Annotated in this window: 25 protein-coding genes; 16 read left to right on the forward strand and 9 right to left on the reverse strand. The window is 66.1% G+C overall.

The window, feature by feature from the left end; translation table 11 throughout:
* Positions 1 to 3: 3 nt before the first annotated feature.
* Entirely contained in the window at positions 4 to 624 is a 621-nt protein-coding gene (locus tag BR78_RS0109735; protein ID WP_029724291.1) for a Tim44/TimA family putative adaptor protein, read from the reverse strand.
* Positions 625 to 817: 193 nt separating this feature from the next.
* On the opposite strand from BR78_RS0109735, the gene secB reads away from it, so the two are divergent.
* The 5 genes from secB (at position 818) to BR78_RS0109760 (ending at position 5941) form a co-directional block, all read left to right on the forward strand.
* Positions 818 to 1327, forward strand: a complete 510-nt coding sequence (gene secB, locus BR78_RS0109740; protein ID WP_029724292.1) for a protein-export chaperone SecB — start codon at positions 818 to 820, stop codon at positions 1325 to 1327.
* Between the two features lie 55 nt (positions 1328 to 1382).
* Positions 1383 to 2966 carry a murein biosynthesis integral membrane protein MurJ gene (gene murJ / locus BR78_RS0109745; RefSeq protein ID WP_029936352.1) on the forward strand — a complete coding sequence of 528 codons (1584 nt, stop codon included), beginning with the start codon at positions 1383 to 1385 and terminating at the stop codon, positions 2964 to 2966.
* Positions 2967 to 2968: 2 nt separating this feature from the next.
* On the forward strand, positions 2969 to 3958 hold the full coding sequence (gene trpS / locus BR78_RS0109750; RefSeq protein WP_029936353.1) for a tryptophan--tRNA ligase: 990 nt from the start codon (positions 2969 to 2971) through the stop codon (positions 3956 to 3958).
* Positions 3959 to 4010: 52 nt separating this feature from the next.
* Positions 4011 to 4823, forward strand: a complete 813-nt coding sequence (locus BR78_RS0109755; protein WP_029936354.1) for a ThuA domain-containing protein — start codon at positions 4011 to 4013, stop codon at positions 4821 to 4823.
* Between the two features lie 86 nt (positions 4824 to 4909).
* Positions 4910 to 5941 (forward strand): CAP domain-containing protein, encoded by a 1032-nt coding sequence (locus BR78_RS0109760; RefSeq protein WP_051683282.1) that lies wholly within the window; start codon positions 4910 to 4912, stop codon positions 5939 to 5941.
* Positions 5942 to 6084: 143 nt separating this feature from the next.
* On the opposite strand, the gene dnaA is transcribed toward BR78_RS0109760, so the two are convergent.
* The 3 genes from dnaA to mutM all read right to left on the reverse strand — a co-directional run bounded on the left by dnaA (position 6085) and on the right by mutM (position 9054).
* On the reverse strand, positions 6085 to 7419 hold the full coding sequence (dnaA, locus tag BR78_RS0109765) for a chromosomal replication initiator protein DnaA (RefSeq protein ID WP_029724297.1): 1335 nt from the start codon (positions 7417 to 7419) through the stop codon (positions 6085 to 6087).
* Between the two features lie 459 nt (positions 7420 to 7878).
* Positions 7879 to 8142 carry a 30S ribosomal protein S20 gene (gene rpsT, locus BR78_RS0109770; RefSeq protein WP_029724298.1) on the reverse strand — a complete coding sequence of 88 codons (264 nt, stop codon included), beginning with the start codon at positions 8140 to 8142 and terminating at the stop codon, positions 7879 to 7881.
* A 102-nt stretch (positions 8143 to 8244) separates the two neighbouring features.
* Positions 8245 to 9054: a bifunctional DNA-formamidopyrimidine glycosylase/DNA-(apurinic or apyrimidinic site) lyase gene (gene mutM, locus BR78_RS0109775; RefSeq protein WP_029936356.1), complete on the reverse strand. Its 810-nt coding sequence runs from the start codon at positions 9052 to 9054 to the stop codon at positions 8245 to 8247.
* A gap of 45 nt (positions 9055 to 9099) precedes the next feature.
* On the opposite strand from mutM, the gene BR78_RS0109780 reads away from it, so the two are divergent.
* From BR78_RS0109780 to BR78_RS0109815, 8 genes are all read left to right on the forward strand, one after another.
* A complete protein-coding gene (locus BR78_RS0109780; protein WP_029724757.1) occupies positions 9100 to 9831 on the forward strand; it encodes a class I SAM-dependent methyltransferase in 732 nt (243 codons plus the stop codon).
* A gap of 7 nt (positions 9832 to 9838) precedes the next feature.
* Positions 9839 to 11374: a 2-polyprenylphenol 6-hydroxylase gene (gene ubiB, locus BR78_RS0109785; RefSeq protein WP_029936357.1), complete on the forward strand. Its 1536-nt coding sequence runs from the start codon at positions 9839 to 9841 to the stop codon at positions 11372 to 11374.
* Positions 11375 to 11475: 101 nt separating this feature from the next.
* Entirely contained in the window at positions 11476 to 12591 is a 1116-nt protein-coding gene (locus BR78_RS0109790; protein WP_029724759.1) for a hypothetical protein, read from the forward strand.
* Positions 12588 to 13757: a bifunctional phosphopantothenoylcysteine decarboxylase/phosphopantothenate--cysteine ligase CoaBC gene (gene coaBC, locus BR78_RS0109795; RefSeq protein ID WP_029936358.1), complete on the forward strand. Its 1170-nt coding sequence runs from the start codon at positions 12588 to 12590 to the stop codon at positions 13755 to 13757. The genes BR78_RS0109790 and coaBC overlap by 4 nt, the downstream gene beginning before the upstream one ends.
* On the forward strand, positions 13747 to 14541 hold the full coding sequence (locus tag BR78_RS0109800) for an alpha/beta hydrolase (protein ID WP_029936359.1): 795 nt from the start codon (positions 13747 to 13749) through the stop codon (positions 14539 to 14541). The genes coaBC and BR78_RS0109800 overlap by 11 nt, the downstream gene beginning before the upstream one ends.
* Position 14542: 1 nt before the next feature.
* Positions 14543 to 14989 carry a dUTP diphosphatase gene (dut, locus tag BR78_RS0109805; RefSeq protein WP_029936360.1) on the forward strand — a complete coding sequence of 149 codons (447 nt, stop codon included), beginning with the start codon at positions 14543 to 14545 and terminating at the stop codon, positions 14987 to 14989.
* Positions 14986 to 15351, forward strand: a complete 366-nt coding sequence (locus BR78_RS0109810; RefSeq protein ID WP_029936361.1) for a hypothetical protein — start codon at positions 14986 to 14988, stop codon at positions 15349 to 15351. The genes dut and BR78_RS0109810 overlap by 4 nt, the downstream gene beginning before the upstream one ends.
* Positions 15348 to 16157, forward strand: coding sequence for a HesA/MoeB/ThiF family protein (locus BR78_RS0109815; protein WP_051683310.1), 810 nt, complete (start codon positions 15348 to 15350; stop codon positions 16155 to 16157). Before BR78_RS0109810 ends, BR78_RS0109815 begins: the two co-directional genes overlap by 4 nt.
* Here the strand turns inward: BR78_RS0109815 and BR78_RS21700 are convergent.
* Entirely contained in the window at positions 16106 to 16255 is a 150-nt protein-coding gene (locus tag BR78_RS21700; RefSeq protein WP_156022285.1) for a hypothetical protein, read from the reverse strand. The genes BR78_RS0109815 and BR78_RS21700 overlap by 52 nt on opposite strands.
* Before the next feature lie 158 nt (positions 16256 to 16413).
* Here BR78_RS21700 and BR78_RS0109825 point away from each other — a divergent pair, with 158 nt between their 5' ends.
* On the forward strand, positions 16414 to 17424 hold the full coding sequence (locus BR78_RS0109825) for an NAD-dependent epimerase/dehydratase family protein (protein ID WP_029936363.1): 1011 nt from the start codon (positions 16414 to 16416) through the stop codon (positions 17422 to 17424).
* 56 nt (positions 17425 to 17480) lie between these two features.
* Positions 17481 to 18827: a nucleotide sugar dehydrogenase gene (locus BR78_RS0109830; protein WP_029936364.1), complete on the forward strand. Its 1347-nt coding sequence runs from the start codon at positions 17481 to 17483 to the stop codon at positions 18825 to 18827.
* 344 nt (positions 18828 to 19171) lie between these two features.
* Here BR78_RS0109830 and BR78_RS0109835 read toward each other — a convergent pair whose 3' ends face one another.
* From BR78_RS0109835 to BR78_RS0109845, 3 genes are all read right to left on the reverse strand, one after another.
* The gene (locus BR78_RS0109835; protein WP_051683283.1) at positions 19172 to 20191 is read right to left on the reverse strand and encodes a right-handed parallel beta-helix repeat-containing protein; all 1020 of its coding nucleotides are present in this window, start codon (positions 20189 to 20191) and stop codon (positions 19172 to 19174) included.
* A gap of 273 nt (positions 20192 to 20464) precedes the next feature.
* Positions 20465 to 24055: a beta strand repeat-containing protein gene (locus BR78_RS0109840; protein ID WP_081855722.1), complete on the reverse strand. Its 3591-nt coding sequence runs from the start codon at positions 24053 to 24055 to the stop codon at positions 20465 to 20467.
* Between the two features lie 233 nt (positions 24056 to 24288).
* Entirely contained in the window at positions 24289 to 24558 is a 270-nt protein-coding gene (locus BR78_RS0109845; RefSeq protein WP_025561095.1) for a hypothetical protein, read from the reverse strand.
* Positions 24559 to 24640: 82 nt separating this feature from the next.
* On the opposite strand from BR78_RS0109845, the gene msrB reads away from it, so the two are divergent.
* A complete protein-coding gene (gene msrB / locus BR78_RS0109850) occupies positions 24641 to 25090 on the forward strand; it encodes a peptide-methionine (R)-S-oxide reductase MsrB (RefSeq protein WP_025561093.1) in 450 nt (149 codons plus the stop codon).
* A 148-nt stretch (positions 25091 to 25238) separates the two neighbouring features.
* Here the strand turns inward: msrB and galU are convergent, their stop codons facing one another.
* Positions 25239 to 26114 (reverse strand): UTP--glucose-1-phosphate uridylyltransferase GalU, encoded by an 876-nt coding sequence (gene galU / locus BR78_RS0109855; protein ID WP_025561166.1) that lies wholly within the window; start codon positions 26112 to 26114, stop codon positions 25239 to 25241.
* Positions 26115 to 26161: the final 47 nt, after the last annotated feature.

Genomic DNA, 26161 nt, shown 5'->3' on the forward strand with positions numbered 1-26161 from the left:
CTCTTATGCTTCGTCGGTTTCGACGAGCTTCCAGTTGGGATCGTCGCTGCGGAGGTTCCGCGCGAAGGTCCAGACGTCGTGCGTCTCGACGGCGTCGGTGAGCGAGCCGGCGACGACATTGCCTTCCTGATCGCGTGTAACCGCAGCGATGTCCGCATCGAAGCGTACCGTGATTCGCGCGGTCTTGCCTTCGACCGCCGCGTCGGAAATCACTGCGCGTTCGATCACGACCAACCGGTTGTCGAGCACATGGCCCGCGGCCTTGCGCTCGGCGATCGCCTCGGCGAATCCGCCGCGAATCTCGTCCTCGACCAGCCAGCCGAGCGTCTCTTCGTCGCCCTTCCAGAAAGCCTCGAGGATCATCCGATAGGCCGATTTCGCGCCCTCGACAAATTGGGCGACGTCGAAGCTCGAATCGGCGGAGACGACTGCGCGCAGCCCGGTCTCGGCACCGGCCTCAATCGGGCGGCCGGCAGTTTCGCGAACTTCGGGCGTAACGTCGATGGTGCGCGGCATCTGCGGCGCGCCGACGCGCTCCTCGGCCGGCTTGGTCAGCGCCTGCTCATGCCCGGTGCGTTTGCCGAGCACAGAATAGAGCCGGAGCGCCAGAAAGCCGGCGATCATCGCGAACAGGATTACGTAGAAAAGTGACACTGGGCCTCCGACCTCATTGTGACAGTACATAGGCCTTCGCGTCGCGGGTTACAAATCTCGACCGAACGCGGCCCGATTGAACTGCCTTCGCGCCCCTGCTAGGCGCGCTGGCTGTACAACGCGCCACGCGCGTGAAACTTTCCGGCAAACAGAGGAATCTTCGATGGCAGAGAACGACACGATCGCCGAGTTCGGCGAGCCCGCAGCCAATGGGGCCGATACGGCGCCCGTCGCGGGTGTGCTGTCGCAGTACGTAAAGGACTTCTCGTTCGAGAATCCGAACGCGCCGCAAGTCTATCAGTCGCAGACCGCGCCCTCCATCGACGTCCAATTCAACATCGGTTCGGGCCAGGTCGGCGAGGACGTCTATGAAGTGGTGCTCAAGATCGACGTCAAGGCGCAGTCCGAGGACCAGACCGCATTCGTGGTCGACCTTTCCTATGCCGGCCTGTTCGCGATCCGAAACGTGCCGCAGGAGCAGATGGAACCGTTCCTGCTCGGCGAAGCGCCGCGCATCCTGTTCCCCTTCGCACGCCGCGTGATCGCCGATGCCGTGCGCGACGGCGGCTTCCCGCCGCTGATGCTCGAGCCGATCGACTTCACCGGCATCTACCTGCAGCAGCGCGCCCAGGCCGGCGACGTCGCGCAGGGCGAGATCGCAGGCAACGCCTGACGCCTGGGCGGGGGGTAACGCGCACCATGCCTGCTCCCCGCCACCGCGGCCGCCCATGAAGCTCGCCCGCAGCCTCGGCTCGATCGGCGGGCTCACCTTGGCCAGCCGCGTGCTGGCGCTCGTCCGCGATTCGCTCCAGGCGACTTTCGTCGGCGCGAGCTTCGCGTCGGACGCGTTCCTCGTCGCCTTCCGCCTGCCCAACATGTTCCGCGCCTTCTTCGCCGAAGGAGCGTTCGCTTCCGCCTTCATCCCGATGTTCAACCGCAAGGTCGGCGAGAACAATGGCGAGCTGGCCCCCGCGCTGGCTTTTGCCGAGCAGGCGCTCGCGGTGCTGTTCGTCTTCCTCGCCGTGATGACCGCGGTGATGCTCGCCGCCGCCTGGCCGCTCACCTGGGGCCTGGCCGGGGGCTTCTCGAAGCAGCATCCGACGCACGAGCAATTCGCCTTCGCAGTCGAATTGTCGCGGATCACCATCCCCTATCTGATGCTGATCAGCCTCGCCTCGCTGCTCGGCGGAATCCTCAATTCGCTCGAGAAATTCTGGGTCAACGCCGCCGCGCCGATCCTGCTCAACATCGCAATGGTCTCGGCTTTGCTGTTCTTCCACGGCACCCCGGAGCAGACTGCGAGGGCACAGGCGATCGCAGTGCCGGTCGGCGGACTGCTCCAATTGCTCTGGCTGTGGATCGCCTGCCGCGCCGCCGGCGTCTCGCTCCGTCCCCGCCGGCCGCAGCTCGATCCCGAGATTCGCCGCCTGATGAAGCTCATCCTCCCCGCGGCCGCCGGCGCGGGGGCGGTGCAGATCAATTTGATCGTCTCGACCGCGCTCGCCGGCGCCCTGCTCGCCGAGGGCTCGATCTCGTACATCTATTATGCCGATCGGCTGAACCAGCTGCCGCTCGGGATGATCGGCATCGGGCTCGGCACGATCCTGCTCCCCACCATCTCGCGCCTGCTCGGCGCCGGGCGCGAGGCGGAAGCGATGGAAACGCAGAATCGCGGCATCGAGCTGGCGCTGTTCCTCACGCTCCCCGCGACCATCGCCTTCGTCGTCGCGGCCGAGCCGATCGTACGCGGCCTCTTCCAGCATGGCCAGTTCACTGCCGAGGATACGATGCGCTCGGCCTGGGCGCTTTCGGCCTTCTCCATCGGCCTGCCCTCTTATGTGCTGGTCAAGGTTCTCACTCCAGGCTTCTTCGCCCGCGAGGACACGCGCACCCCGATGCGCTTCGCCACCATCTCGGTCGGCGTGAACCTCGCGCTCAACCTCGCGCTGATTCCGCTCATCAAGCATGTCGGCCCGCCGCTCGCCACTGCGATCGCGTCGACCGTCAATGTCTGGATGCTCTATCGCACGCTCGGCAAGCGCGGCCATTTCGCCGCCGACGCGCAATTGAGGCGCCGCATCCCCCGCCTCGCGCTCGCCGCGATCCTGATGGGAGCGGTGTTGTTCGCGGGCGAGCGGGTGCTCGACCCGTATCTCACCGGCAGCATCTGGATGCGCTTCGCGGCGCTGAGCGTGCTGGTCGGCGCGGGCGGGGCGATCTATGTCGTCGCCTGCTTCGTCACGCGGGCGTATCGCCTGAGCGACATCAAGGCCCTGATCCGCCGCAAAGCCCAGGCGGCACCCAAGGAGTGAACATGCGCGTCGTTTCCGGCATCCAGACCACCGGCAATCTCCACCTCGGAAACTATCTCGGGGCGATCCGGCAATGGGTGGCGATGCAGGATCAGGGAGAGTGCCTGTTCTTCCTGGCGGACCTCCACGCGCTCACCGGCAATGTGAGCCCGCAGGAGCTCGCCAATTCGACGATCGAGATGGCTGCTACCCTGATGGCCTCGGGCATCGACGATCGCGCGATCCTGTTCAACCAGGCCCGTGTCCCCGCGCATGCCGAGCTCTGCTGGATCCTGCAGGGTACAGCACGGATGGGCTGGCTCAACCGCATGACCCAGTGGAAGGACAAGGCCGGCAAGAATCGCGAAGGCGCCAGCGTCGGGCTGTTCACTTATCCCGTGCTCCAGGCCGCCGACGTGCTCGTCTACAAGGCGACGCACGTGCCCGTCGGCGAGGACCAGAAGCAGCATCTCGAGCTTGCCCGCGACATCGCCACCAAGTTCAACACCGATTTCAATGTTGATCTCTTCCCGCTGCCCGAGCCGCTGATCAGCAAGGCCGCGCCGCGGATCATGAGCCTGCGCGACGGCAGCGCCAAGATGTCCAAGTCCGATCCCTCGGACATGAGCCGGATCAACCTGATCGACGATGACGACACGATCGCGTCGAAGATCCGCAAGGCGAAGACCGATCCGGAACCCCTTCCCGACAGCTTCGACGGCCTGGCCGAGCGCCCCGAGGCGAAGAACCTCGTGACGATCTATGCCGCGCTCGCCGGACGTGAGCCGCAATCGGTGGTCCAGGAATTCGCCGGCCAGGGCTTCGGCGCGTTCAAGCCCGCGCTCGCGGATCTCGCAGTGTCGGTGCTCGCGCCGGTGCGCGATCGCCTCACGCGCCTGCTCGATGATCGCGCCGCCGTGGGTGCGCAGCTCGCCAAGGGTGCCGCCCGCGCCAATGCCCTCGCCGCCCCGACGCTGAAAACGGCGCAGGAAGCAGTGGGATTGCAGGTTTAACCATAAAGCCGTCACCCCCGCGCCCGTGGGGAGACGAAAAAGGGAGAGACAGATGCTCAAGTCGATCGTCGCGCTCACGGCGCTGCTCGCGGCCGTCCCCCAGACCGCGCCAAACCCCAATCTTCCCAATCCGACATTGGACAAGGTCGCGCCGCGGCTCCCGGCGCTCAAACGCCCGGCGATCCTGATCTTCAGCAAGACCAACAGCTACCGCCACGATTCGATTCCCGCCGCGGTCGCCGCTGTCGAGAAGCGCGTCCGCGCGCGCGGCTGGAGCGCCTATGCGACCGAAAATGCCGCGGTCTTCAACCCGGCCCAGCTCGCGAAGTTCGATGCGGTGGTCTTTGCCAGCGCCACCGGCGATCTCTTCACGCCCGATCAGCGCGCCGCGTTCCAGGCATGGATCGCCGCCGGCCACGGCTTTGTCGGCCTGCACGCCGCCGGCGACGGCAGTCATCCCGACTGGTATCAGGCGATGATCGGCATCGGCGGCAAATATACCGGCCATCCCGGCGGCGCGGACCAGTTCCAGACGGGCAATTTGATCGTCGAGGACCGCAACCATCCCGCCACGCGCCATCTGCCCGCCCGCTGGAGCTGGACCGAGGAATATTATGGCTGGGATGCCCCGCCCCGCGCCGACGCCCACATCCTCGCCCGGCTCGACGAGCACGGCATGCGGCTCGAGCCCAAACATACCATGGGCGATCATCACGCCATGGTCTGGTGGCGTTGCGAAGGCAAAGCGCGGATCTTCTATTCGGCGCTCGGCCACAAACCCGAAAGCTGGTCCGATCCCACGCACCTCGCGCTGGTCGACGGCGCCATTGCCTGGGCCGCGCGTAAGGCCGGCAAGGGCTGCTGACCGGCCTTGAGGGAAACGTAACGCCCGATCCGGCGTTACCTCTGCGCCGGGGAGCGCGCTGAAGCGCTACTGCGCGAGGGCGTGTCATGCGTAAACAACTGACTATCCTGTTGATTCCCCTTCTTGCCCTCGCCGGGTGCGGCGGCGGGGGAAGCGATGGGGGCGGCACGATCGTCCCGCCCCCGATCGACACGCCGGGCCCGACGCCCACGCCGACTCCAGTCCCTTTCCCCACGCCGACACCCGCCCCGGGGGACTTCTTCACCGCGGCCGCCGCGCTCTACACCACCGCGCCCGACATCGCCGGGTGCCAGCCCGGGCTGCTCAAGCCTGCAGTCACTCAACAGGTCCTGCAGACCCTCAACGCCGTGCGCGCGCTCCACCGCCTGCCGCCCGCCACCTATTCGCCCACCGACGAGCCGGGCACCCAGCAATCCGCGCTGATGCAGGCCGCCAACGGCCAGCTCAGCCACACGCCGCCGACGAGCTGGCGCTGCTACACCGCCGCCGGCGCCGACGCCTCGGGATCGAGCAATCTCTATGGCGGCATGGGCGCCGGGCTCAGCCTGATCAGCGATGAGCAAGTCATCGCCGGCTGGCTGACCGAAGTGAACAACATCATCGCCGAGAATGTCGGGCATCGCCGCTGGCTGCTCGATCCGTTCCTCGGCTCGATCGCTTATGGCCGCGTCGCCGGCGCCCATGCCACCAGCACCCGCGCCGACGCTGCGGCGATGAAGGTATTCAACACCGCCGGCGCCGCGGGGCCGAGTGGCACGCTACCCGATTTCGTCGCCTGGCCCTTCGAGGACTATCCCGCGCGCCTGTTCGACGCGCGCGCCTTGCTGTCCTTCGGCGTGATCTCGAACAAGACCAACAAATGGGCCAACAACAATGTCGATTTCTCGAACGCCGCGATCACCGTCCGTCAGCGTGGCGGGGCCACGCTGACGGTCTCGCGCGTGTCGTACGACACCTTGGGCTATGGCCTGCCCAACAACATCCAGTTCGCGGTGAGCGGGCTCCAGCCCAACATCTATTACGACGTGACGATCGATCGAGTGGCGGTCGGCGGCGCCCAGCGCAGCTACAGTTATTTCTTCCGGATCATCCCGTGAGGCGGGACAATCGGGGTGGAGGCGTGACCATAGCGTTTGCCCCGCTCTCGTCTCCTCCACCCCGCCCCCACCCGAGGGTGGGAAGCCGCCTCCCGTGAGAGACGGAAACGGGTTTGCGCTCAGCCTTCATGCGGCAAAGCCGCTCAGCCTTCCAGCGAGCGCATCAGCGCGCGGACCGCGCCGTCGATCTCGACATCCTTGCCGCGCAACTCCTCGATCCGCCTGACCGCGTGGATCACGGTCGAGTGGTCGCGATTGCCGAATTTCCGTCCGATCTCGGGAAGCGAACGCGTGGTGAGACGCTTCGCGAGATACATCGCGATCTGGCGCGGGCGCGCGATCGCCACGGCGCGGCGCTCCGAAATCAAGTCGATCTGCTTGACCTCGAAATGGCTCGATACCGCGCGCTGGATCTCGTCGATCGTGATGCGTCTTTGCGCGCTGCGCAGCACTTCGCCCAGCGTGGTCACTGCGAAGTCGATCGTGATCGTCTCATTCGAGAGGTTGGCGTAAGCCAGCAATCGATTGAGCGCGCCTTCGAGCTCGCGGACGTTCGACGTGATTCGCGCCGCCAGCAGGTCGATCACCTCGTCGGGCATGTCGACCGCAGGCATATCCTCGAGCTTGCGCGCCACGATCGCGCGGCGCAGCTCCAGCTCGGCAGGCTTGATGTCCGCCACCAGCCCCGAGCCGAGCCGTCCCGCGAGCCGCGGCTCGAAGCCCTCGAGCGCCTGCGGCGCGCGATCGGCGGCGATCACCAGCCGCTTCCCCGACGACATGAACTCGTTGACGGTGTGGAAGAACTCTTCCTGCGTCGCATCCTTGCCGCCGATGAACTGGAGATCGTCGATCATCAGCAGGTCGACCGAACGCAGCCGCGTCTTGAATGCGTGCGTGTCCTTGTTGCGCAGCGCCTGGACGAATTCGAACATGAAGCGCTCGGCGGTCACGTAGATCGCGGTCGCTTCCGGATTGGCGTCGAGGAACGCATGGCCGAGCGCATGCATCAGGTGCGTCTTGCCCTGGCCGGTGCCCGAATGGAGATAGAGCGGGCTGAATTGCGGCATGCCCGGTTGCGCCACGGCTTTTGCCGCGTTGAACGCCACCCGATTGGTCGAATCGACGACGAATCGCTCGAAGCTGAAACGCGGATCGAACGCCGGACGCTCACCGGGCGCCGCCACCGGCGCGATCGCGGGCTCGGCCGTGAGCACCTGCTTGGGCTCGTCGGCCATCGTCTCGATCGTGACGCTGGTCACGTCGGGCAGCACCGCGCGGAATTCGAGCAGCAGCCGCTCGGAATAGTGATTCTTCACCCACTGGGTCATGAACGCCGAAGGCAGGCCCAGACGCACGGCTTCGTCGGTCGAGCCCTGAATCAGCACCACCGGCTTCAGCCACTGGTCGAACAGGCGCTGGCCCGCGGAACGGCGCAGGTTGCCGCGCACATGGCTCCACGCCTTGCTGACTGCCTCCATGTCATTCCGCTCCAGTGTCTGGACTTGAGTCACAACGACGCACCCCTCCTTCGCGGAAAGCAGACCCTTTCCGCGCGTAAACCCGCTACGACCTAAGGCTCTACTGCAGCCGGAATCTTGCCCCCAGGCTGGCGCGTCGAGCTTCACAACCCCGGCACGAAACACGACCGGGAGGACTGTTTTAGGAACCGAAATTCGAGTCGAGCAAGGGGGCGATGTGCAAAGAAAGTGAAATAGTTTTGTTGACTCGGAAGAACCCACGGTTTTCCGTCATGTCACAATTTTCTACCTAAGAAATCAGCAACTTACGACAACCTTCATAAAATTGAAGGATGCGAATCGTTGGTTTTCCGCCACTTATGCTGTCCCAATCGGCAACAGCCGCCAAGTGCTTTGCTGCACACGCGAAAAACCCCGCCGGAGCAGCTCCGACGGGGTAACGTTACGGAAATGTGACGCTTATGCCAGCGCTTGGACGCGCTTGTTGAGGCGCGAGAACTTCCGGCTGGCGGTATTCTTGTGCAGCACGCCCTTGGCGACGCCCCGCTGCAGCTCGGGCTGCGCGGCGGCGAGCGCGACGGTGGCCGCGGCCTTGTCGCCCGATTCGAGCGCCGACTCGACCTTCTTGATGAAGGTCCGGATACGGCTCACGCGGTTGCCGTTGATTTCCGCACGGCGGTCGTTCCGCCGGATGCGCTTCTTCGCTTGCGGCGTATTCGCCATGCCGTCTCGTTCCTGCTCAATTGGAGAGGCGCGGGAGGCCCACGCCGGGAAAGGCGAGCCCCTTAACGTCTGAGGCGATTCGGGTCAATCATTTCTGGCCCATCATTTCTGGCATCGCGGACACCAGAAGGTCGATCGTCCCGAATCGACTCGCCGCTCCACCAGCCCTCCGCATTCGCAAGGCTCGCCTTCGCGGCCATAGACGCGCCATTCCTTGGCGAAATAGCCGAGCTCGCCGTCGGGCCGCGCATAGTCCCGGAGCGTCGAACCGCCCGCGCGAATCGCCGCGGTCAGTACCTCGCGCACCGCTTCGACCAGTTTCGTCAGCCGCGCCCTGCTGATCGTCCCGGCCGGCCGGGTCGGGGCGATTCGCGCGAGATACAGCGCCTCGCACACATAGATATTGCCCAGGCCCGCGACGATCCGCTGATCGAGCAGCAGCGCCTTCACCGGAGCGGTCCGGTCCTCGAAGGCCTTGGCCAGATGCGCCGCGTCGAAGTCCGGCCCCAGCGGCTCAGGGCCCAGCGCCTTGAATGCCGGCCATTCCGCCAGCTCCCCGGTCGACACCAGGTCGATCGATCCGAATCGTCGCGCATCGTTGAGCGCGAGCCGGTGCCTGACGGTCTCGATCACGAAATGGTCGTGCTTGCCCAATTCCTCGGGATCGATCCGCCACCGCCCCGACATGCCGAGATGGAAGACGAGCGTATCGCCGCGATCGGTATCGATCAGCCCATATTTGGCGCGCCGTCCCAGCCCGGTTACGGTCGCGCCGGTCAGCCTCTGCCCCAGATCGGGCGGGAACGGCCGGCGCAAATCGCTGCGCCGCAAGGTCACCCGTTCGATCCGCGCGCCTTGCAGCACCGGCTCGAGTCCACGCACGGTCGTCTCGACTTCGGGGAGCTCTGGCATGCCAACCCCCTAGCCGCGCTCCCCTCCCCCCGCTAGAGCGCAGCCATGCCCGACACCGTCTCCTTCGGCTACGAAGACATCGCCCCCGAGGACAAAACCGCCCGCGTCGGCGAAGTCTTCTCCAGCGTCGCGTCGAAATACGATCTGATGAACGATGCCATGTCGGGCGGCCTTCACCGTCTGTGGAAGGATCTGTTCGTCCGGCGGGTGAAGCCCCGCGCCGGCGAGCACATCCTCGACATGGCCGGCGGCACCGGCGACATCGCCTTCCGCATGGTCCCCTCGGGTGCAGCGATTACCGTCGCCGACATCAATCCGGAGATGCTTGGCGTAGGCGTCGAGCGCGCCGCACAGCGCGGGATCGACGGCCTCGTCTGGACCGAGGCCAATGCCGAGACGCTGCAATTCCCCGACAAGTTCTTCGATGCCTACACGATCGCCTTTGGCATAAGGAACGTGACCGACATCCCCGCGGCGCTCCGCGAGGCGCACCGCGTGCTGAAGCGCGGCGGCCGCTTCTACGTGCTCGAATTCTCGACGACGCAGTGGCCGGGCTTCGCGCAGGTCTATGACGCCTATTCGCACCATCTGGTGCCTAGGCTCGGCAGGCTGCTCGCCAACGATGCCGATTCCTACCGCTACCTAATCGAATCGATCCGCCGCTTCCCGCCGATGCCCGAGTTCGAGGCGATGATCCGCGACGCCGGCTTCACCCAGACCAAGGTCGAGCCGCTGCTCGGTGGCCTCGTCGCGATCCACAGCGGCTGGAAGATTTGAACCGCCTGTGACCGCCCCGCCCGTCCACCTTTACCGCCTGCTCAAATGGGGCCGCATCCTTGCGCGTCACGGCGCGCTGCGCGGCATTGAGCGCGATCCCAACACGCCGAAGCCGGTTCGCCGCATCGCCCGCATCGCCCGCTTCGGCGCGCGCATCCCCACGACGCCGCGCTACGCCGACGCCTTCCAGGCGATCGGTCCCGCCGCGATCAAGCTCGGCCAGACGCTCGCCACCCGTCCGGATCTGGTCGGCGAGGAAGCCGCGCACGATCTGCTCCGCCTCCAGGACGCGCTTCCGCCGCTCTCCTTCGCGGTGATCCGCGAGCGTATCGAATCCTCCTATGGTCGCCCGCTCGAGACCTTCTTCGCCTCGATCGACGAAACCCCGGTCGGCGCCGCCTCGATCGCGCAGGTCCACCGCGCTGTCACCACCGAGGGCGCGCAGGTCGCGGTCAAGGTGCTGCGCCCCGGCGTCGAGGCCGAATTCGCAAGGGCGATCGAAACCTATGAATGGGCCGCCGCCCAGGTCGAGGGCATGGGCGGCGAGGCCGCGCGGCTGCGTCCCCGTCTGATCATCGAGACCTTCAAGCGCTGGACCGCGCGCGAGCTCGACTTGCGCCGCGAAGCCGCCTCGGCCTCCGAGCTCGCCGAGGGCATGACCGCCGAGCCCGATTTCTACGTCCCCGCGATCGATTGGCAGCGCACCACCGGCAAGGTGCTCGTCCTCGAATGGCTCGACGGCATCAAGCTGTCGGACCGCGCCGCTCTGGTCGCCGCCGGGCACGACACGACCGCGCTCGCCGGCAAGCTGATCCGCGCGTTCCTGCGCCAGGCGATCGCCGAAGGCTTCTTCCACGCCGACATGCACCAGGGGAATCTCTTCGCGCTCCCCGACGGCCGCATCGCCGCGATCGACTTCGGCATCATGGGCCGGATCGATCGCCGCGCCCGCGTCTGGCTCGCCGAGATTCTCTACGGCCTGATCACCGGCAATTATAAACGCGTCGCCGAAATCCATTTCGAGGCCGGATACGTTCCCCCGCACCACAATGTCGCCGAGTTCGCCACTGCCTTGCGCGCCGTCGGCGAGCCGATGCGCGGTCTCCCGGTCAAGGACATGTCGGTCGGCGCGATGCTCGACGGGCTGTTCAACATCACGCGCGATTTCGACATGCAGACCCAGCCGCATCTCCTCCTCCTCCAGAAGACGATGGTGATGGTCGAAGGCGTCGCGCGCGGGCTCGATCCCGAGATCAACCTGTGGGAAACCTCGGCCCCGTTCGTCCGCGAATGGATCCGCACCGAACTCGGCCCCGAGGCCGCGGTGGCCGACCGGATCATCACCGATCTGCGCACCCTCGCCCGCCTGCCCCAGCTCATCCGCAACATCGAATTGCGCTACCCGACACCCGGCGGCGCGCCTCCCGCCCCGCCCTTGCGCGAGATCGAAGTGGTCCGCGTCGGCGGCGGCTGGCGCTATGCGGCGGTGGCGGTGCTCGCCGCGGCCGCGAGCGCCGCGGCGATGTGGATAGCGTTCCTGTAGAAATCCCTCCCCGCAGAATTCCGCCCCGCAGAGGAGAGGCGGAGACGAGCGAAGCGAGCCTCTCGACACCGGCTCCACCGTCCGTGTAGTCCCGCGCCAGCATGGCCCGTTCCGCCACTCTTTGGCTCGCCGCCCCCAGTCGTTTCGCCGGCTTGCGCAAATCGCGCGCGCGGATCGCGATCGGGCTGCTGGTGCTGCTGCTCCTCGCCTGCCTGACCGCGCTCACCGTGCCCGATCCCGCAGCGGTCTCGGGCGGGTCCGGGGCCAGCCAGTCAGACCAGACCGATCTGATGGTCTATGAAAAGATCGTCGCGGGAGTGAAGGGCGGCGGCGACTATTACACCGTCGCGACCGACACGCTGCGCGCCGGCGGCTATCCGCTGCGTCCGTTCTTCACCGTCCGCATGCCATCGCTCGCCGTGCTGCAGGCGGCCCTGCCCGCCTGGGGGCCGGCAGCGTTGCTCTATCTGCTCGCCGCTTATGTCGGGCTGGTCTGGGTACTTCGCCTCCGCGAGGCGCTGCCGCGCGCAGTGCCGCGCATCTTCGCGGGCGTGCTGCTGATCGGGTCGATGCTCGCTTTCCTGCAGCCCGATCTCGCCGCCTTTCACGAGATCTGGGCAGGGCTGCTGATCGCGCTCTCGCTCGGACTGCGCCGGCCCGGCCGGTGGGTCGAAGCAGTCGCGTTCGGACTCGTCGCGATGCTGATCCGCGAGACCGCAGCGCTCTATGCGGTCGTGATGCTGGCGATAGCATGGCTCGAAGGCGAGCGGCGCGAGGCGCTGGGCTGGATTGCCGCGCTGACCCTGTTTGCCGCCGCGCTTGCCGCGCACGCCTGGGCCGTCACCGGCGTCACCGGCCCGCTCGATCCCGCCTCCCCCGGCTGGAGCGGACTGCTCGGCTTCGGCTTTTTCGTGAAGGCCATCGCGCTGGCCACTGCGCTCCAGCTCGTTCCGATCGCCGCAGCGGCATTGATCGTCGGACTCTGCCTGTTCGGCTGGGCATCGTGGAACGACCCGCTGGGGCTTCGCATGCTGGTCGTTTTCGCATGCTATGCGGCGCTGATCGGGGTCTTTGCGCGCCTCGACACCTTTTATTGGGCGCTGATGGTGGCGCCGCTATTCCTCGTCGGGCTGGTCTTCGTGCCCGATGGATTGCGCGACTTGTTTCGCCCGAGCCTCGACAGGCGACGCATAACGGTGACAAGGGTGGCGCGATGAAGCGCATCTTGCTGATCGTGGGCGGCGGCATCGCGGCATACAAGGCTTGCGAGCTGGTCCGGCTGTGCCGCAAGGCCGGAATCGGCGTGAAAGTCGTGCTGACCGAGGGAGGCAGCCACTTCGTCACGCCGATGACGCTCGCCGCGCTCTCCGAGAACCAGGTCTATACGACGCTCTGGGACCTCAAGGACGAGGCCGAGATGGGGCATATCCAGTTGAGCCGCGAGGCCGATCTGGTCGTCGTTGCCCCCGCCACCGCCGATCTGCTCGCGAAGATGGCCGCCGGCCTCGCCGACGATCTCGCCACGACCCTGCTCCTCGCCACCGACAAGCCCGTCCTCGCCGCCCCCGCGATGAACGTCCGGATGTGGCAGCACGCCGCGACGGTCCGCAACGTCGCCCGGCTGCGCGCCGACGGCGTCACGATTCTCGAGCCTGACGAGGGCCCGATGGCGTGCGGCGAATATGGCCCCGGCCGCCTTCCCGAGCCTGAGGCGATCCTCGCCGCAATCCAGGCGCATCTGGGCATGGACCAGCGGCTGACCGGCAAGCACATCCTCGTCACCGCCGGCCCCACCCACGAACCGATCGATCCGGTTCGTTACATCGCCAACCGCTCCTCGGGCCGCCAGGGCTATGCGATCGCCGAGGCGCTCGCCCGCCTCGGCGCCCGCGTCACGCTGGTGTCCGGTCCGGTTACGCTCCCCACCCCCGCCGATGTCACCCGCATCGATGTCGAGACCGCCCGGGAAATGGCCGAGGCCGTCGCGACAGCCCTCCCCGCCGATGCCGCGGTGATGGTCGCCGCGGTCGGCGACTGGCGCGCCGAAGCGGCCGCGCAGAAGCTCAAGAAAGGCGACGCGCCGCCGTCGCTGGCGCTCTCCGAAAACCCCGACATCCTCGCGTCGCTGGCGCAGGATCCGCGCCGCCCGAAGCTGGTCGTGGGCTTCGCCGCCGAAACCGAGCGGGTGATCGAACACGCCACCGCAAAAAGGACCCGCAAGGCCGCCGACTGGATTGTCGCCAACGACGTTTCGGGCGACGTCATGGGGGGTGAAGCCAACACCGTGCATCTCGTCACCGCCGCCGGCGTCGAACATTGGGATCGCCTGCCCAAGGCCGAAGTCGCGCGCCGGCTCGCGGAGCGGATCGCCGATGCGCTCTAGCCTCGCGCTCCTCCCCCTGCTCCTTGCCGCCTGCACCGCAACCTCGACCGCGCTGCAAACCGCCGACGCGGGCGACGCCCTTTATGCACGCAGCTTCGGCGCGGCGCACCCGGCGACCCTCCTCGTCGTTCTCCACGGCGACGCCCCGACCGAGAAACCCGGCTACCAGTACGCCTTCTCCGAGGACCTCGCTGCGCATATCCCCAATTCGCGCGTCGTCGCGCTGCTGCGCCCCGGCTATGAGGATCCGCAAGGCAATCGCTCTCCCGGCGAGCGCGGCCTGACCACCGGCGACAATTACACGCTCGACCGGCTCGAGGCGGTGAGCGCCTCGCTGCGCAAGCTCCGCGCGCGTTACCCCCAGGCCCGGCTCATCCTGATCGGCCATTCGGGCGGTGCGGCGATGGCGGCCGATCTTGCCGGCACCCGCCCCGAGCTACTCGACGGGCTGCTGCTCGCCGCCTGCCCGTGCAGCCTTCCCGAATGGCGCCGCCACATGAAGGCGCGCATCCCCAACGCGCCGTTCGATCAGCCCGTCCAGAGCCTCGATCCGCTCCAGACGGTCGGCGGTGCCCAGCTCGAGCTGCGTGCCGCATTGGTCGTCGGTGCCGACGACCCGATCACTCCGCCCAAATTCTCGCGCGCTTATGCCGAGGCGCTGGCGCTGCGCGGGATCGCCACCGACTATCGCGTGCTGCCCGGCAAGGGCCACGAGATCCTCGACGACCCCGAAGTGCTGAGCGCGGCCGAACGCCTCGCCGCCGCGCTCCCCAGGAAAGGCTGACATGCCCCTCCCGATCCGCATTGCCGTCCAGCGCCTGCCCCACGGCGAGGGCTTGCCGCTTCCGGCCTATGCGACGCATGGCGCCGCGGGGATGGACGTGGTCGCGGCGGAGGATCTCATCCTCGCGCCCGGCGCCCGCCACGCGATCGCCACCGGCTTCGCGATGGCTATTCCCGACGGATATGAGGTGCAGGTCCGTCCGCGCTCGGGGCTAGCGCTCAAGCACGGCGTCACGTGTCTCAACACCCCCGGCACGATCGACAGCGATTATCGCGGCGAAGTGAAGGTGATCCTCGCCAATCTCGGCAGCGCGCCCTTTCCGATCGCGCGCGGCGAGCGGATCGCCCAGCTCGTCCCCGCCGTCGTGCAGCGGGCAGCGCTCGACGAAGTCGCGTCACTTGACGAAACCCTGCGAGGAGCCGGCGGCTTCGGCTCCACCGGCATGTGATCGCGCTCCTCGCTTTGGCGGCGACGCTGCAGAGCGCCGCGATCGACTGGAACGGGCTCGCCCCGCTTCCGTATCGGGCCCCGCCGATCCTCACTGCCGAGATGCAGGCCTTCGTCCAGCGCCAGGCCGTTTCGCGCAAATGCCCGCTGCCCAAACCCGGCACGATCACGGTCGAGGTCGCGGTGCTGGTCGATGAAGCGAACGGCATCCGCACAGCCGTGCCGCGCGCCATCCGCTGCCCCACGGTCGAGCAATATGCCGCCGCTTTGGTCGCCGGCTTCGCGCGCAACAATTTGCTGCCGCGTACCAATGCCGCCGAACAATGGTATCGCGTCAGCCTGACCTTTACATGGAAGCCATGAGTCTCAGCGACACCCAGCTCGATCGCTACGCTCGCCACATCGTGCTGCGCGAAGTGGGCGGCGCGGGGCAGATGCGGCTGCTCGCCAGCCATGTCCTGCTGGTCGGCGCCGGCGGCATCGGCTCGCCGGCGATCCAGTATCTCGCGGCGGCCGGGGTCGGCCGGATCAGCCTGATCGACGACGACGCGGTCGCACTCTCCAATCTCCAGCGCCAGACGCTCTACGGCACCGATCAGATCGGCACGCCCAAGGTGACCGCCGCGCGAGAGGCCGTCGCCCGGCTCAATCCCGATGTCCGCTTCGACGCGATCGAGACCCGGATCACCGCCGCCAATGCAACGGCATTGCTCCACGAGCACGCGCCCGACGCGATCCTCGACGGCTCCGACAATTTCGCCACCCGGCTCGCGGTCGCCGACGCCGCGCTTGCCTTGCGCATTCCCCTGGTCTCCGCCGCAGTCGCCGAGTTCGAAGGTCAGCTCGGCACCTTCCGCGGCTGGGAGGCCGACAAGCCCTGTTACCGCTGCTTCGTCGGCGCCGATCCCGAGCGACCCGAGGCGACCTGCGCCGAACAGGGCGTGCTCGGCGCGCTCACCGGGGTGATGGGCAGCCTCGCCGCGCTGGAAGCGATCCGCGCCTGCGCGCCCTTCGGCGAAGACAGCGCCGGCAAGCTGCTGCTGGTCGACGCGCTGTCGCTGCGCTTCCGCAGCCTCGCACTGCCCAAGGATCCCGGTTGCCCGGCCTGCTCGGGCGGTCAGACCGGATCGAATTCCAGCGGCACCATCGCCCAGCCGTCGAACGCATAGGCCTTCGGCTCGACCGTCATTTCCTGCGAATGACTGACTTCCTGCTCCGCCGCACGCTGTTCGGCGACGACATCCTCGTCCCTTTTCGATTCTTTCACGACCTTAACTCCCTGAGTCGCGGGGCCTATTTACTCCAGGCTTCACCATATTGGGAGTCCGGGCCGCCGCGCGGTCCTTGACACGCCCGCGCTGACCCGCTGGTAACCTTTGGAGGTTAGCCGAAGCCGAAACGGTCCGGTTCAGCAGGCAGGAACATATGACGAGCAACGGCAAGCGAGTCCTGGTCACGGGCTCGGCGGGATTCATCGGCTTCCACACCTGCAGCAAATTGCTCCAGCAGGGCGCCACCGTGCTCGGCGTCGACAATTTCTCGGCATATTACGACGTCGCCCTCAAGGAAGCGCGCACCGACATTCTCGGCAACCATGCCGAATTCTCGCTCGCCCGCGTATCGATCGAGGACAATGACGCGTTCGCCGCCGCCTGGACTGCGTTCGAGCCAGACACCGTGATCCACCTCGCCGCCCAGGCAGGCGTGCGCTATTCGATCGACGAGCCGCGCAGCTACATCGGCGCGAACATCGTCGGCACGCACAATGTGCTCGAGCTCGCCCGACATAATCCCGTCCGGCACCTGCTCGCCGCCTCGACCAGCTCGGTCTACGGCGCCAACACCGAAATGCCGTTCGAAGAGACGCAGCGCACCCAAACACCGCTCAGCCTCTATGCCGCCACCAAGGGCGCGACCGAGCTGATGGGCCATAGCTACAGCCATCTCTTCGGCACGCCGATGACTTTCTTCCGCTTCTTCACGGTGTACGGCCCATGGGGCCGGCCCGACATGGCGCTGTTCAAGTTCACCAAGGCGATTCTCGCGGGCGAACCGATCGACGTCTACAACAACGGCAACATGGTGCGCGATTTCACGTACATCGACGACCTCGCCGAATCGATCGTGAAGCTCACCGACGCAGTGCCCGGCCGCCAGCCGGTCGAGGGCGACAGCCTCTCCCCCGTCGCGCCGTTCCGCTCGGTCAATATCGGCAACGGCCAGCCGACCCCGCTGATGGACTATATCGGCGCGCTCGAGACTGCACTGGGTCGCGAAGCGATCAAGAACTTCCTGCCGATGCAACAGGGCGACGTTCCCGCCACCGAAGCCTCGTCGGCCTTGCTCCGCCGCCTCACCGGCTATGCGCCGTCGACTCCGCCCTCGGTCGGCGTCGCGCGCTTCGTCGATTGGTATCTGGAGCATTATCGATCTTGAAACCTCCGTTGAGCGATAGCGGGTCCTGAAGGCTCCACTTCGCTGACGGGGATTGCATGAGTATCGAATGGCCGGCGCACGGACTGAAGCTCCAGGCGCGTATCGAAGGCGGCACTGCGAAGATCGGCGTCATCGGCATGGGCTATGTCGGCCTGCCGCTCGCCGTGGCCTTTTGCGAAGCGAATTGTCCCGTCCTCGCCTTCGACCTCGATGACGCCAAGATCGACGCACTCAAGGCCGGCGAGAGCTACATCAAGCACATCGAAGGCGCGCGCATCGCGCCGCAGGTCGAGGCGAAGCGGCTGGATGCCACCGCCGATCTCGATCGGCTCGGCGAGGCCGATGTGCTGCTGATCTGCGTCCCCACGCCGCTGTCGCGCCATCTCGAGCCCGACCTCAAATATGTCGAGGCGACCACAGAGGCGATCGCGAAGACGCTGCGCAAGGGCCAGCTCGTCATCCTCGAATCGACCACCTATCCCGGCACCACCCGCGAAGTGATGCAGCCGATCCTCGAGGCCGGCGGGCTCGTGGCGGGCAAGGACTTCTTCCTCGCTTACTCGCCCGAGCGCGAGGATCCCGGCAACCCGACCTATTCGACCACGCAGATCCCCAAGGTGGTCGGCGCCGACGATCAGGTCTCGGCCGATCTCGCGCTCGCGCTCTACAAGCACGTCGTCCCGAAGACGATCGCCGTCTCCTCCGCTGCGACTGCCGAGGCCGTCAAGATCACCGAGAACGTCTTTCGCGCGGTCAACATCGCATTGGTCAACGAGCTCAAGCTGATCTTCACTGCGATGGACATCGACGTCTGGGAAGTGATCGACGCGGCCAAGTCGAAGCCGTTCGGCTTCATGCCCTTCTATCCGGGACCCGGCCTCGGCGGACACTGCATCCCGATCGACCCCTTCTATCTCACCTGGAAGGCGCGCGAGTATAACCAGCACACCAAATTCATCGAGCTCGCGGGCCAGATCAACGCGGACATGCCGCAGCATGTCGTGCGGGTGATGGCGGATACGCTCGATGCGCGCCTCGGCCGGGGCCTGCGCGGCGCGCGCATCCTCGTGCTCGGCGTCGCCTACAAGAAGAATGTCGACGACATCCGCGAAAGTCCCTCGCTTCGCCTGATGGAGATGATCGAGGCCCGCGGCGCCACCGCCGACTTCCACGATCCCCACGTCGCCCAGATCAACGGCACGCGCGAGCACCCGACGCTCAACTATCGCCACGGCGTGGCATGGGATCCGACCGAGGTCGCGAAGTACGACGCGGTGCTGATCGCCACCGATCACGACGCGGTCGACTATGCCGCGCTGGTTGAGGCCGCGGCACTGGTGATCGATACGCGCAATGCGTGCGGGAAAGCGGGGATCGTCAGCGACAAGGTGGTCCGGGCCTGAGCGTGCCAACGTGCCGCCGCTGCTCGGCGCACGATGTGCGAGGCGGCCGATGCTAGGGTCACGACTCAATTAGCCGAGCAGGCCTGCGAAGCCCTCCCCCTTGATGGGATCGCCGGGTCGGCCATACCGGGGGAATGACCGGCCCAATCATTCCCTCTCCCATCAAGGGAGAGGGATTAGGCTGCGATTAAAGCGTTGACCGTGAATCTAATTGAGTTCTGGCGCTAAAATCGCCGAACCGCGCTTTCGTCGAACTGCGGAGTTGGTGCGCCTTGCTGTGGCGAGATTGCGCGGTGGCTGCCGGATGGCCTCGCAGGCCACCCGGCAATTGTCTCCGATACCCGCTACTGAGACGGAATCGCGTTCGAGAACGACCCGTTGTTAGGCACGCCATTCGTCGGATTGCCGATTACGCGATTGTTTCCATAGGTGCTGATCGTCGATCCGCCGAATGCGATCAGCCCCAGGACGTTGCCGGTGATGGTGGTATTGTTCACTCGGACCAGCATCGAACTGCCGTTGGCGATGAGCCCGGCGCCCGAATTATTGTTGAGCGTCGATCCGTCGATCAATATCGCGACCGGGTTGGTTCCGCCGGCGTTGATCGCGGTGATGCCGTCGCCATTGCCGTCGAAATGACTGTCCAGCGCCGCGACGGTGATGCCGCTCGCATTGGTGTTGCCCGTCGAATCGACCTTCAGTCCGGTTCCGCCATTGTTCTGGACCCGGACATTGTTCAGCGTGACCTTGGCGTTCCCGCCCACGCCCGTGGGCTGGACCAGGATGCCGCCGCCGGTGGCGCTGCCCGTGCTGCCGTTGTTGGAGATGATGACGTTGTTCATCAACAGCTCGGCACCGACGCTCGGCGTGAACGCGACACCAAAACCATTGGGCGCGGCACCGGTCGAGCCGCGGATGATCGTGTCCTCGATCGTCAGCGAGGCGCCCGAGAGGAAGCGAACGCCGTTCAGTCCCGGCGCGGCGGGCGGCGAGCCGTTGATATCGAGCCCCTTCAGGAACACGATGTCGGTCGCGGCCGCATTGATGATGATTCCGTTGGTCGCCGAATGGAGCACCCCCGCGGTCACGCCCACGCAGACCAGCGCAATCGACTTGGTGATCGTCACCGCGCCATAGGCGCCCTGGTCGATGCAGTTGATCTCGCCGCCGGCAGCGGTCTTCGAGATCGCGCCGGCGAAGGTCTTGCACGGCGCCGTGCGGCTGCAGGGATTGACGTCGTCGCCGACGCCCGAAACCCATGTGCGCGTGGCCTGAGCATGGGCGGCCGTAGTGGTGAGCGCCAGTGCGGCGACGAATGACGACGCCGACACGGCCGACAGCGCGGCATATCTGATGAGCTTCATTGCAGTCTCCCTGCATGAACTGAGTAAACGCTTCTGGGATACGCACACGTCCTACCCGCGGACTGCAACAGACTCGGGCGAGCATCTCGCCGGCGCGACCGAGTCGAGCGGGCGAGAATCTTCATCATTTGGAAGGTTCAAACCGATGTCGTCAACTGAATCTTAGCGCCTCCGGACGTTCGACCCGGCACAGCGCCGTCGGAGCCGCCGACACGAACGCGGTGGCACAGCTCTGCTTTCAACGGCCGCCTCGCCTGGGCGAGGCGGCCACGATCAGAACACCCAGAAATCCCCCGCCGACAAGGCAAGGCCGGTTTGCAGCGTCGCGAACTGGATCGCGGCTCCGGCACCGTTGCCGTCGGCATCGAAATAGAGCGCGCCCGTCGCCGAATTGTAGATGATGTTGTCGTCTGCATCCTGCGCCGCGGCGCCGATCCGGAAGGCGCCGCTGTACAGCGCACCCTCGGCAAAGCCCGCGAAGATCGCGTTGTCGAGCGCGATCTTGTCCGATCCGGCGGTCATGTCGGAGATGGTGTCGATATTCCCGCCGCCGAGCGCGGTGGAGAAAGCGAAGGTGTCGTTGCCGGCCAGGCCGGTCAGCAAGTCGGCGCCGCTACCGCCATCCAGTGAGTTGGCCAGACCGTTCCCCTCGATCAGATCGCCGAAGCCGGTTCCGGCGACGTTCTCGATCCCGCTATAGCTGTCGCCCTCGGCGTAGTTCCAATAGCCGCGCCCCGCCGCCAGGCTGACCCACACCGCGCCGAAATTGCCGCCATAGTCGGCGGTATCCGTGCCGGCCCTGCCATCGAGCGCGTCGGACCCGGCATTGCCTTTCAGAATGTTGTTCTGGGCATCGCCATAGAGCCAGTCGTTGGACGCGGAGCCGCTGAGATTCTCGATGCCGGCGAGCACGTCGCCCTGGGCGTCGTTCCAGAGGCCGCCCCCGGCCGCAAGATCGACGATCACCGCGCCGGCGCTGGCGCTGTAATCCGCCGTGTCCGTGCCGGCCCGGCCGTCGAGCGTGTCGGCTCCGCCATTGCCTCTAAGGACGTTGGCCCGGCCATCGCCGTAGAGCCAGTCGCTCCACGCCGTTCCGGCGACGTTCTCGATGCTGTCGAGCATGTCGCCCTGGGCGTCGTTCCACAGACCACCGCCAGCCGCGAGGTCGACGATCACTGCGCCATAAGTCGCGCTGTAATCGGCGGTGTCCGTCCCGGCGCCTCCCTGGAGGCTGTCCGCACCGCCGCCGCCGACCAGCACATCGTCGCCGGCATTGCCTTTCAGGACATTGAACTGGGCATTACCATAGAGCCAGTCACCCCAGGCGGAGCCGGTGACATCCTCGATACTGATGAGGACGTCGCCTTCGGCATCGTTCCACAGGCCGCCCCCCGCCGCGAGATTGACGATCACCGCGCCGAATGCGTCCGAGTAATCGGCGGTGTCGAGGCCGCCGCGCCCGTCGAGAATGTCGGCGCCGGCACTGCCCAGCAATGTGTCGTGGCCGCCGCCGCCGATCATGGTGTCGGCATCGGCACTACCGCCAAGCCGTCTGTCGAGGTCCGAGCCATCGGGCGGGAGACCGTCGAAATGGGCGCGTGTCAGGGCAGCCTTCGGTACGTTCGTGAAGGTCAGGAACAAGGTCGGCCCGTAATAAGACGCCGCGCCGTCCCGGTCGATGTACAGCGACGTGCTGTCCCCGCTCTGGACGAGCGAGAGATGGCCCGTGGCGAAAGGATTGCTCTGCTGGTCCCAGTTGAACAGTTCGCGCGCAAAATAGCTGCCCCAGTGGAGACGGTCCTGCCCCGGGTTGAAATCGGTCAGCGTGATCGTGAACTCACCGATCAAGGTCGCGTAGAAGCTATCGAACTCCACCAGGTCGCCGCCGGCGCCAAGAGTCACCACCGTCGAACCCCGGTTGCCCATCAGGTCGACCGTGTCCGCTCCATCCCCGAGATCGATCGTCACCGAGCCGGGATTGAAGTTCCCATAGTGGACGACGTCGTTATCCGCTCCCGCCGAGATCGTGACGTTCTCGACCACCCCGTGATAGTTGCCGGACACGCTGATGATATCGTCGCCCGCGTCGCCGCTGATCGTGTCCGACCCGCCCTCATCCGCCAGCCAGATGAAATCATTGCCGTTGCCGCCTTCGATCAGGTCGTTGCCGAATCCGCCGTAGAGGGTATCCCGGCCGTCTCCGCCGCGTATCGTGTCGTTGCCTGCGCCACCGCTCAGGATATCCTCACCGCCCAATCCCTCGATCGTGTCGTTCCCGAATCCGCCGGTGAGCGTGTCGTTGTTCGCGGTTCCGGTGAGCGTCACGCCCGGCGGCGGCGTGCCGTCCGGCGACAGACCGCCAAAATTCTCCCCGGTGAAGCTGCCGACGCCGCGGTTCTGGAACACCAGAAGGTTCATCCAGCCATAGCCGGGAAGCCCGTTCACCTGAAGGACCGCATCGGCGCCCTGCTGCACCAGCCGCAGCTTGCCCACGGTGAATGGATTGGTGGAGGGATCCCACGATGCGCTGCCGGTGAGGAAATTGTGCAGTAGCACGACATCCCCCGTGGCGCCGGTTGCGAAATCGGTCACCGTGCGCGTAGTCGCGCCAATATTCCACGCCTGGAACGATTGGAGATTTAGCGTGTCGCGCCCGGTGCCGAGTGTGATGACGTTCGAGTGCGTCGAACTGAGCAGGTTGATGGTGTCATCGCCCGCGCCGCCATCGATCGTCACCGATCCGGCGGCATAGCTCCAGTCGATGACGTTGTCGTTGCCGTCGCCGCCGCGCAGCGTCACGCTCTCGTTCAGGCTCTGGTTCAGCCGATAGATATACAGCGAATCGTCGCCGGCGCCGCCATCTAGCGTATCGCTGCCGCCGCCACCGTCGTAGAGAGTGTCGTTGCCGTCGCCGCCGGCCAGCGTGTCGCTCCCCGTGGCGCCTTGAAGGCTGTCCGAGCCGTCGCCGCCCTCGAGCGTGTCGTCACCACCCCCGCCGTTCAGCACATCGTCGCCGCCCCCGCCCTGGAGCAAATCATGGCCGCCATTGCCCGTGAACTCGTCGCGCCCATTCGTTCCGGTCAGGACCAGCCCGGCCGGCAAGGAACCGTTGGCCGCATAACCATCTAGATTTTCGAGCGTGAGCGTCGAAGCCAGCACGTTCTTGAGGACGAGGATGTCAACGGGTGCCAATCCGCCGACGCCGTCGATGTCGCGCGCCAGCACTGTATCGGCATTGTCCTGGCGAACGCTCAGATGACCGGTCTGGAACGGATTGAGCGACTGGTTCCAGCCGGTCAGCCCATGACCGAGCGCTGTGAGCCAATCGATGCGATCGCCGCCGGCGCCGACGGCGAAGTCGGTGATGACGACCGGCGCGGGAAAGCTCAGTTGGTTCAGAACGATGGTGTCCCGGCCGAGACCGAGCGTCAGTTCCACACCAAAAGGCACGATCCCGAGCACGATGGAATCGTCGCCCTCGCCGGCATCGATCTTTGTGGTGGATGCACTGTTGATACCGTAGTTCGAATAGACGATCCGGTCGTTTCCGCTGCCTCCGTCAATCCGGATATGGTCGGGCGTTGCCCGGTAGTCGCGCTGGATGGTGATGTTGTCGGCGCCAGCGCCGCCGTCGATCCAGTCGTCGCCGCCCTCGTTCTCGGTAATATAGTCGGTGCCGTCGCCGCCCTCGACTTTGTCGTCCCCGGAGCCGCCGTCGAGCCAGTCGTCGCCGGCGCCGCCACGCAGCACGTCGTTGCCGGCGCTGCCCTTCAGGTTGTCGGTGCCGCCCAGACCTTCGATCACGTCGTCGTTCGCTGTGCCGACAAGCGTGTCGGACTGCTCGGTTCCAGTAATAATCGGCACTGCCCCACCCCGAATTCTAATTGAAGGTTCAATCTATCAAGCGACCGGCACGAAGTCGACTACCAAGATCGCCCACTAGCATTAAGAATGGTGGCTATCCATCTGTGGACGCTTCTAAACGTGCAGCCTGCATTTGGAGAGCGCATGGTCGAGCTTAATAGACCGTCCGGCTCCGATGCTGCGATAGGGCGGTAGGTCGGTGCTTGTTCGCGGACCTTTGATGATCTTTCGCGCTATACTCCGTCAGGAGGCGTTTCGACGAGCGCGACGATCTCGAAATCATACCGTTCCCAGCCGCGCTGTTTCGCCGCCTCGGCAGTAGCGGCCTTCTTGCCGCTCGCTTCGCGCAGCGATTTGGCGTGGCCCCAGAACACTTCCGTCTTGCCACCGCCCAGATGGGCGACGATCCGCCAGTAATGCGTGAACGGCGCCGCGGTCGGCCCGATCGTCTTGACGTAGCCGTCGGACAGTGTGGCCGTGAGGATGCGCTTCTTCCTAGCCATGTTCGAATCGATAGCCGATCGCGCGGCACCCGTGGAAGCCGCAGTTCCGCATCCCCACATGGGGCGCGAAATGGAGATCCGCATGACCCAGTATCGCAAGACCGAAGAAGCCGTCGCCGCCCTTTCCCCCGAAGAGTATCGCGTGACCCAGCAGAGCGGCACCGAGCGGCCCGGCACCGGCAAATATCTCAACAACAAGGAACCGGGCATCTATGTCGACATAGTCTCGGGCGAGCCGCTGTTCGCATCGTCCGACAAGTATGAATCCGGCTGCGGCTGGCCGAGCTTCACCAAGCCGATCGAGCCCGCCAATGTCGCCGAGCTGCGCGACGCCAGCCACGGCATGGTCCGCACCGAAGTCCGCTCGGCGAACGGCGACAGCCATCTCGGCCATGTCTTCGACGACGGCCCGCCGGACCGGGGCGGCCTGCGCTATTGCATCAATTCGGCATCGCTCCGCTTCGTGCCCCGCGATCGGATGGAGGCGGAAGGCTATGGCGCCTATCTCGATCAGGTCGAGCAGCCCGTCTGAACCGTCAGGGGCCGCTTGCAATGTAGGATTTCGTCTGCTTGCCTCGGGCGGTCGGCGTTGCCGGCCGCTCTTTGACATCGCCGTAGCAACCAGAACGAAATACCTGAGCGCGATCACGCGAACGAAACGCGTTTTCGCCTAACCTTTACTAACCTTCCGCGCTGCAGCGTCGCGCGATGAACGCACGCACCGCCGGCGCGATGTCCTCGCGCTCCAGCGCGACCGCGATATTCGCCTGGATGAACCCGGCCTTGTCGCCGCAGTCGTAGCGCGTGCCGGCGAAGGTCAGTCCGTGGAACGGCTGGTCGCCGATCATTTGCGCCATCGCGTCGGTGAGCTGGATTTCGCCGCCCGCGCCCTTCCCCTGCCCTTCGAGCACACGCATCACTTCGGGCTGAAGGATATAGCGGCCGATCACCGACAGGTTCGACGGTGCGGTGCCAGGCGCCGGTTTTTCGACCAGGCCCCTGACCTCGGTGAGCGATCCGTCGCGGCCGCCAGGCGTGATGATGCCGTAGCGATGCGTCTGGTCGTCAGGGACCTCTTCGGCACAAATCAGATTGCCGCCGATCCGGTTGTACGCCTCGACCATCTGCTTGAGGCAGCCGGGCTTGCCGACCATGAAGTCGTCGGCGAGCAGCACCGCGAAGGGCTCGTCGCCGACGATGTCGCGCGCGCACCAGACGGCGTGGCCGAGTCCCATCGGCTCCTGCTGGCGGACATAGGCGACCGCGCCGGGCTTCAACCGCGTCGCCTCGAGGATTTCGAGCGACTTGCCGCGCTCGCTCATCGTCGTTTCGAGCTCGAAGGCGATGTCGAAATGATCCTCGATCGCGCTCTTGCCGCGCCCGGTGACGAAGATCATCTGCTCGATGCCCGCTTCCATCGCCTCGTCCACGGCATATTGGATCAGCGGCCGGTCCACGATCGGCAGCATCTCCTTGGGCATGGCCTTGGTGGCGGGCAGGAAACGGGTGCCAAGGCCCCCGACGGGGAATACGGCCTTGCGCAGGGGCTTGATCATTCGGCTCTCCTTGGCAAGGCTCGCCCCGCCGTCGGCGCCGCCTTGCC

This window comes from Sphingomonas sp. UNC305MFCol5.2 (assembly GCF_000712135.1).
GTDB lineage: Bacteria > Pseudomonadota > Alphaproteobacteria > Sphingomonadales > Sphingomonadaceae > Sphingomonas.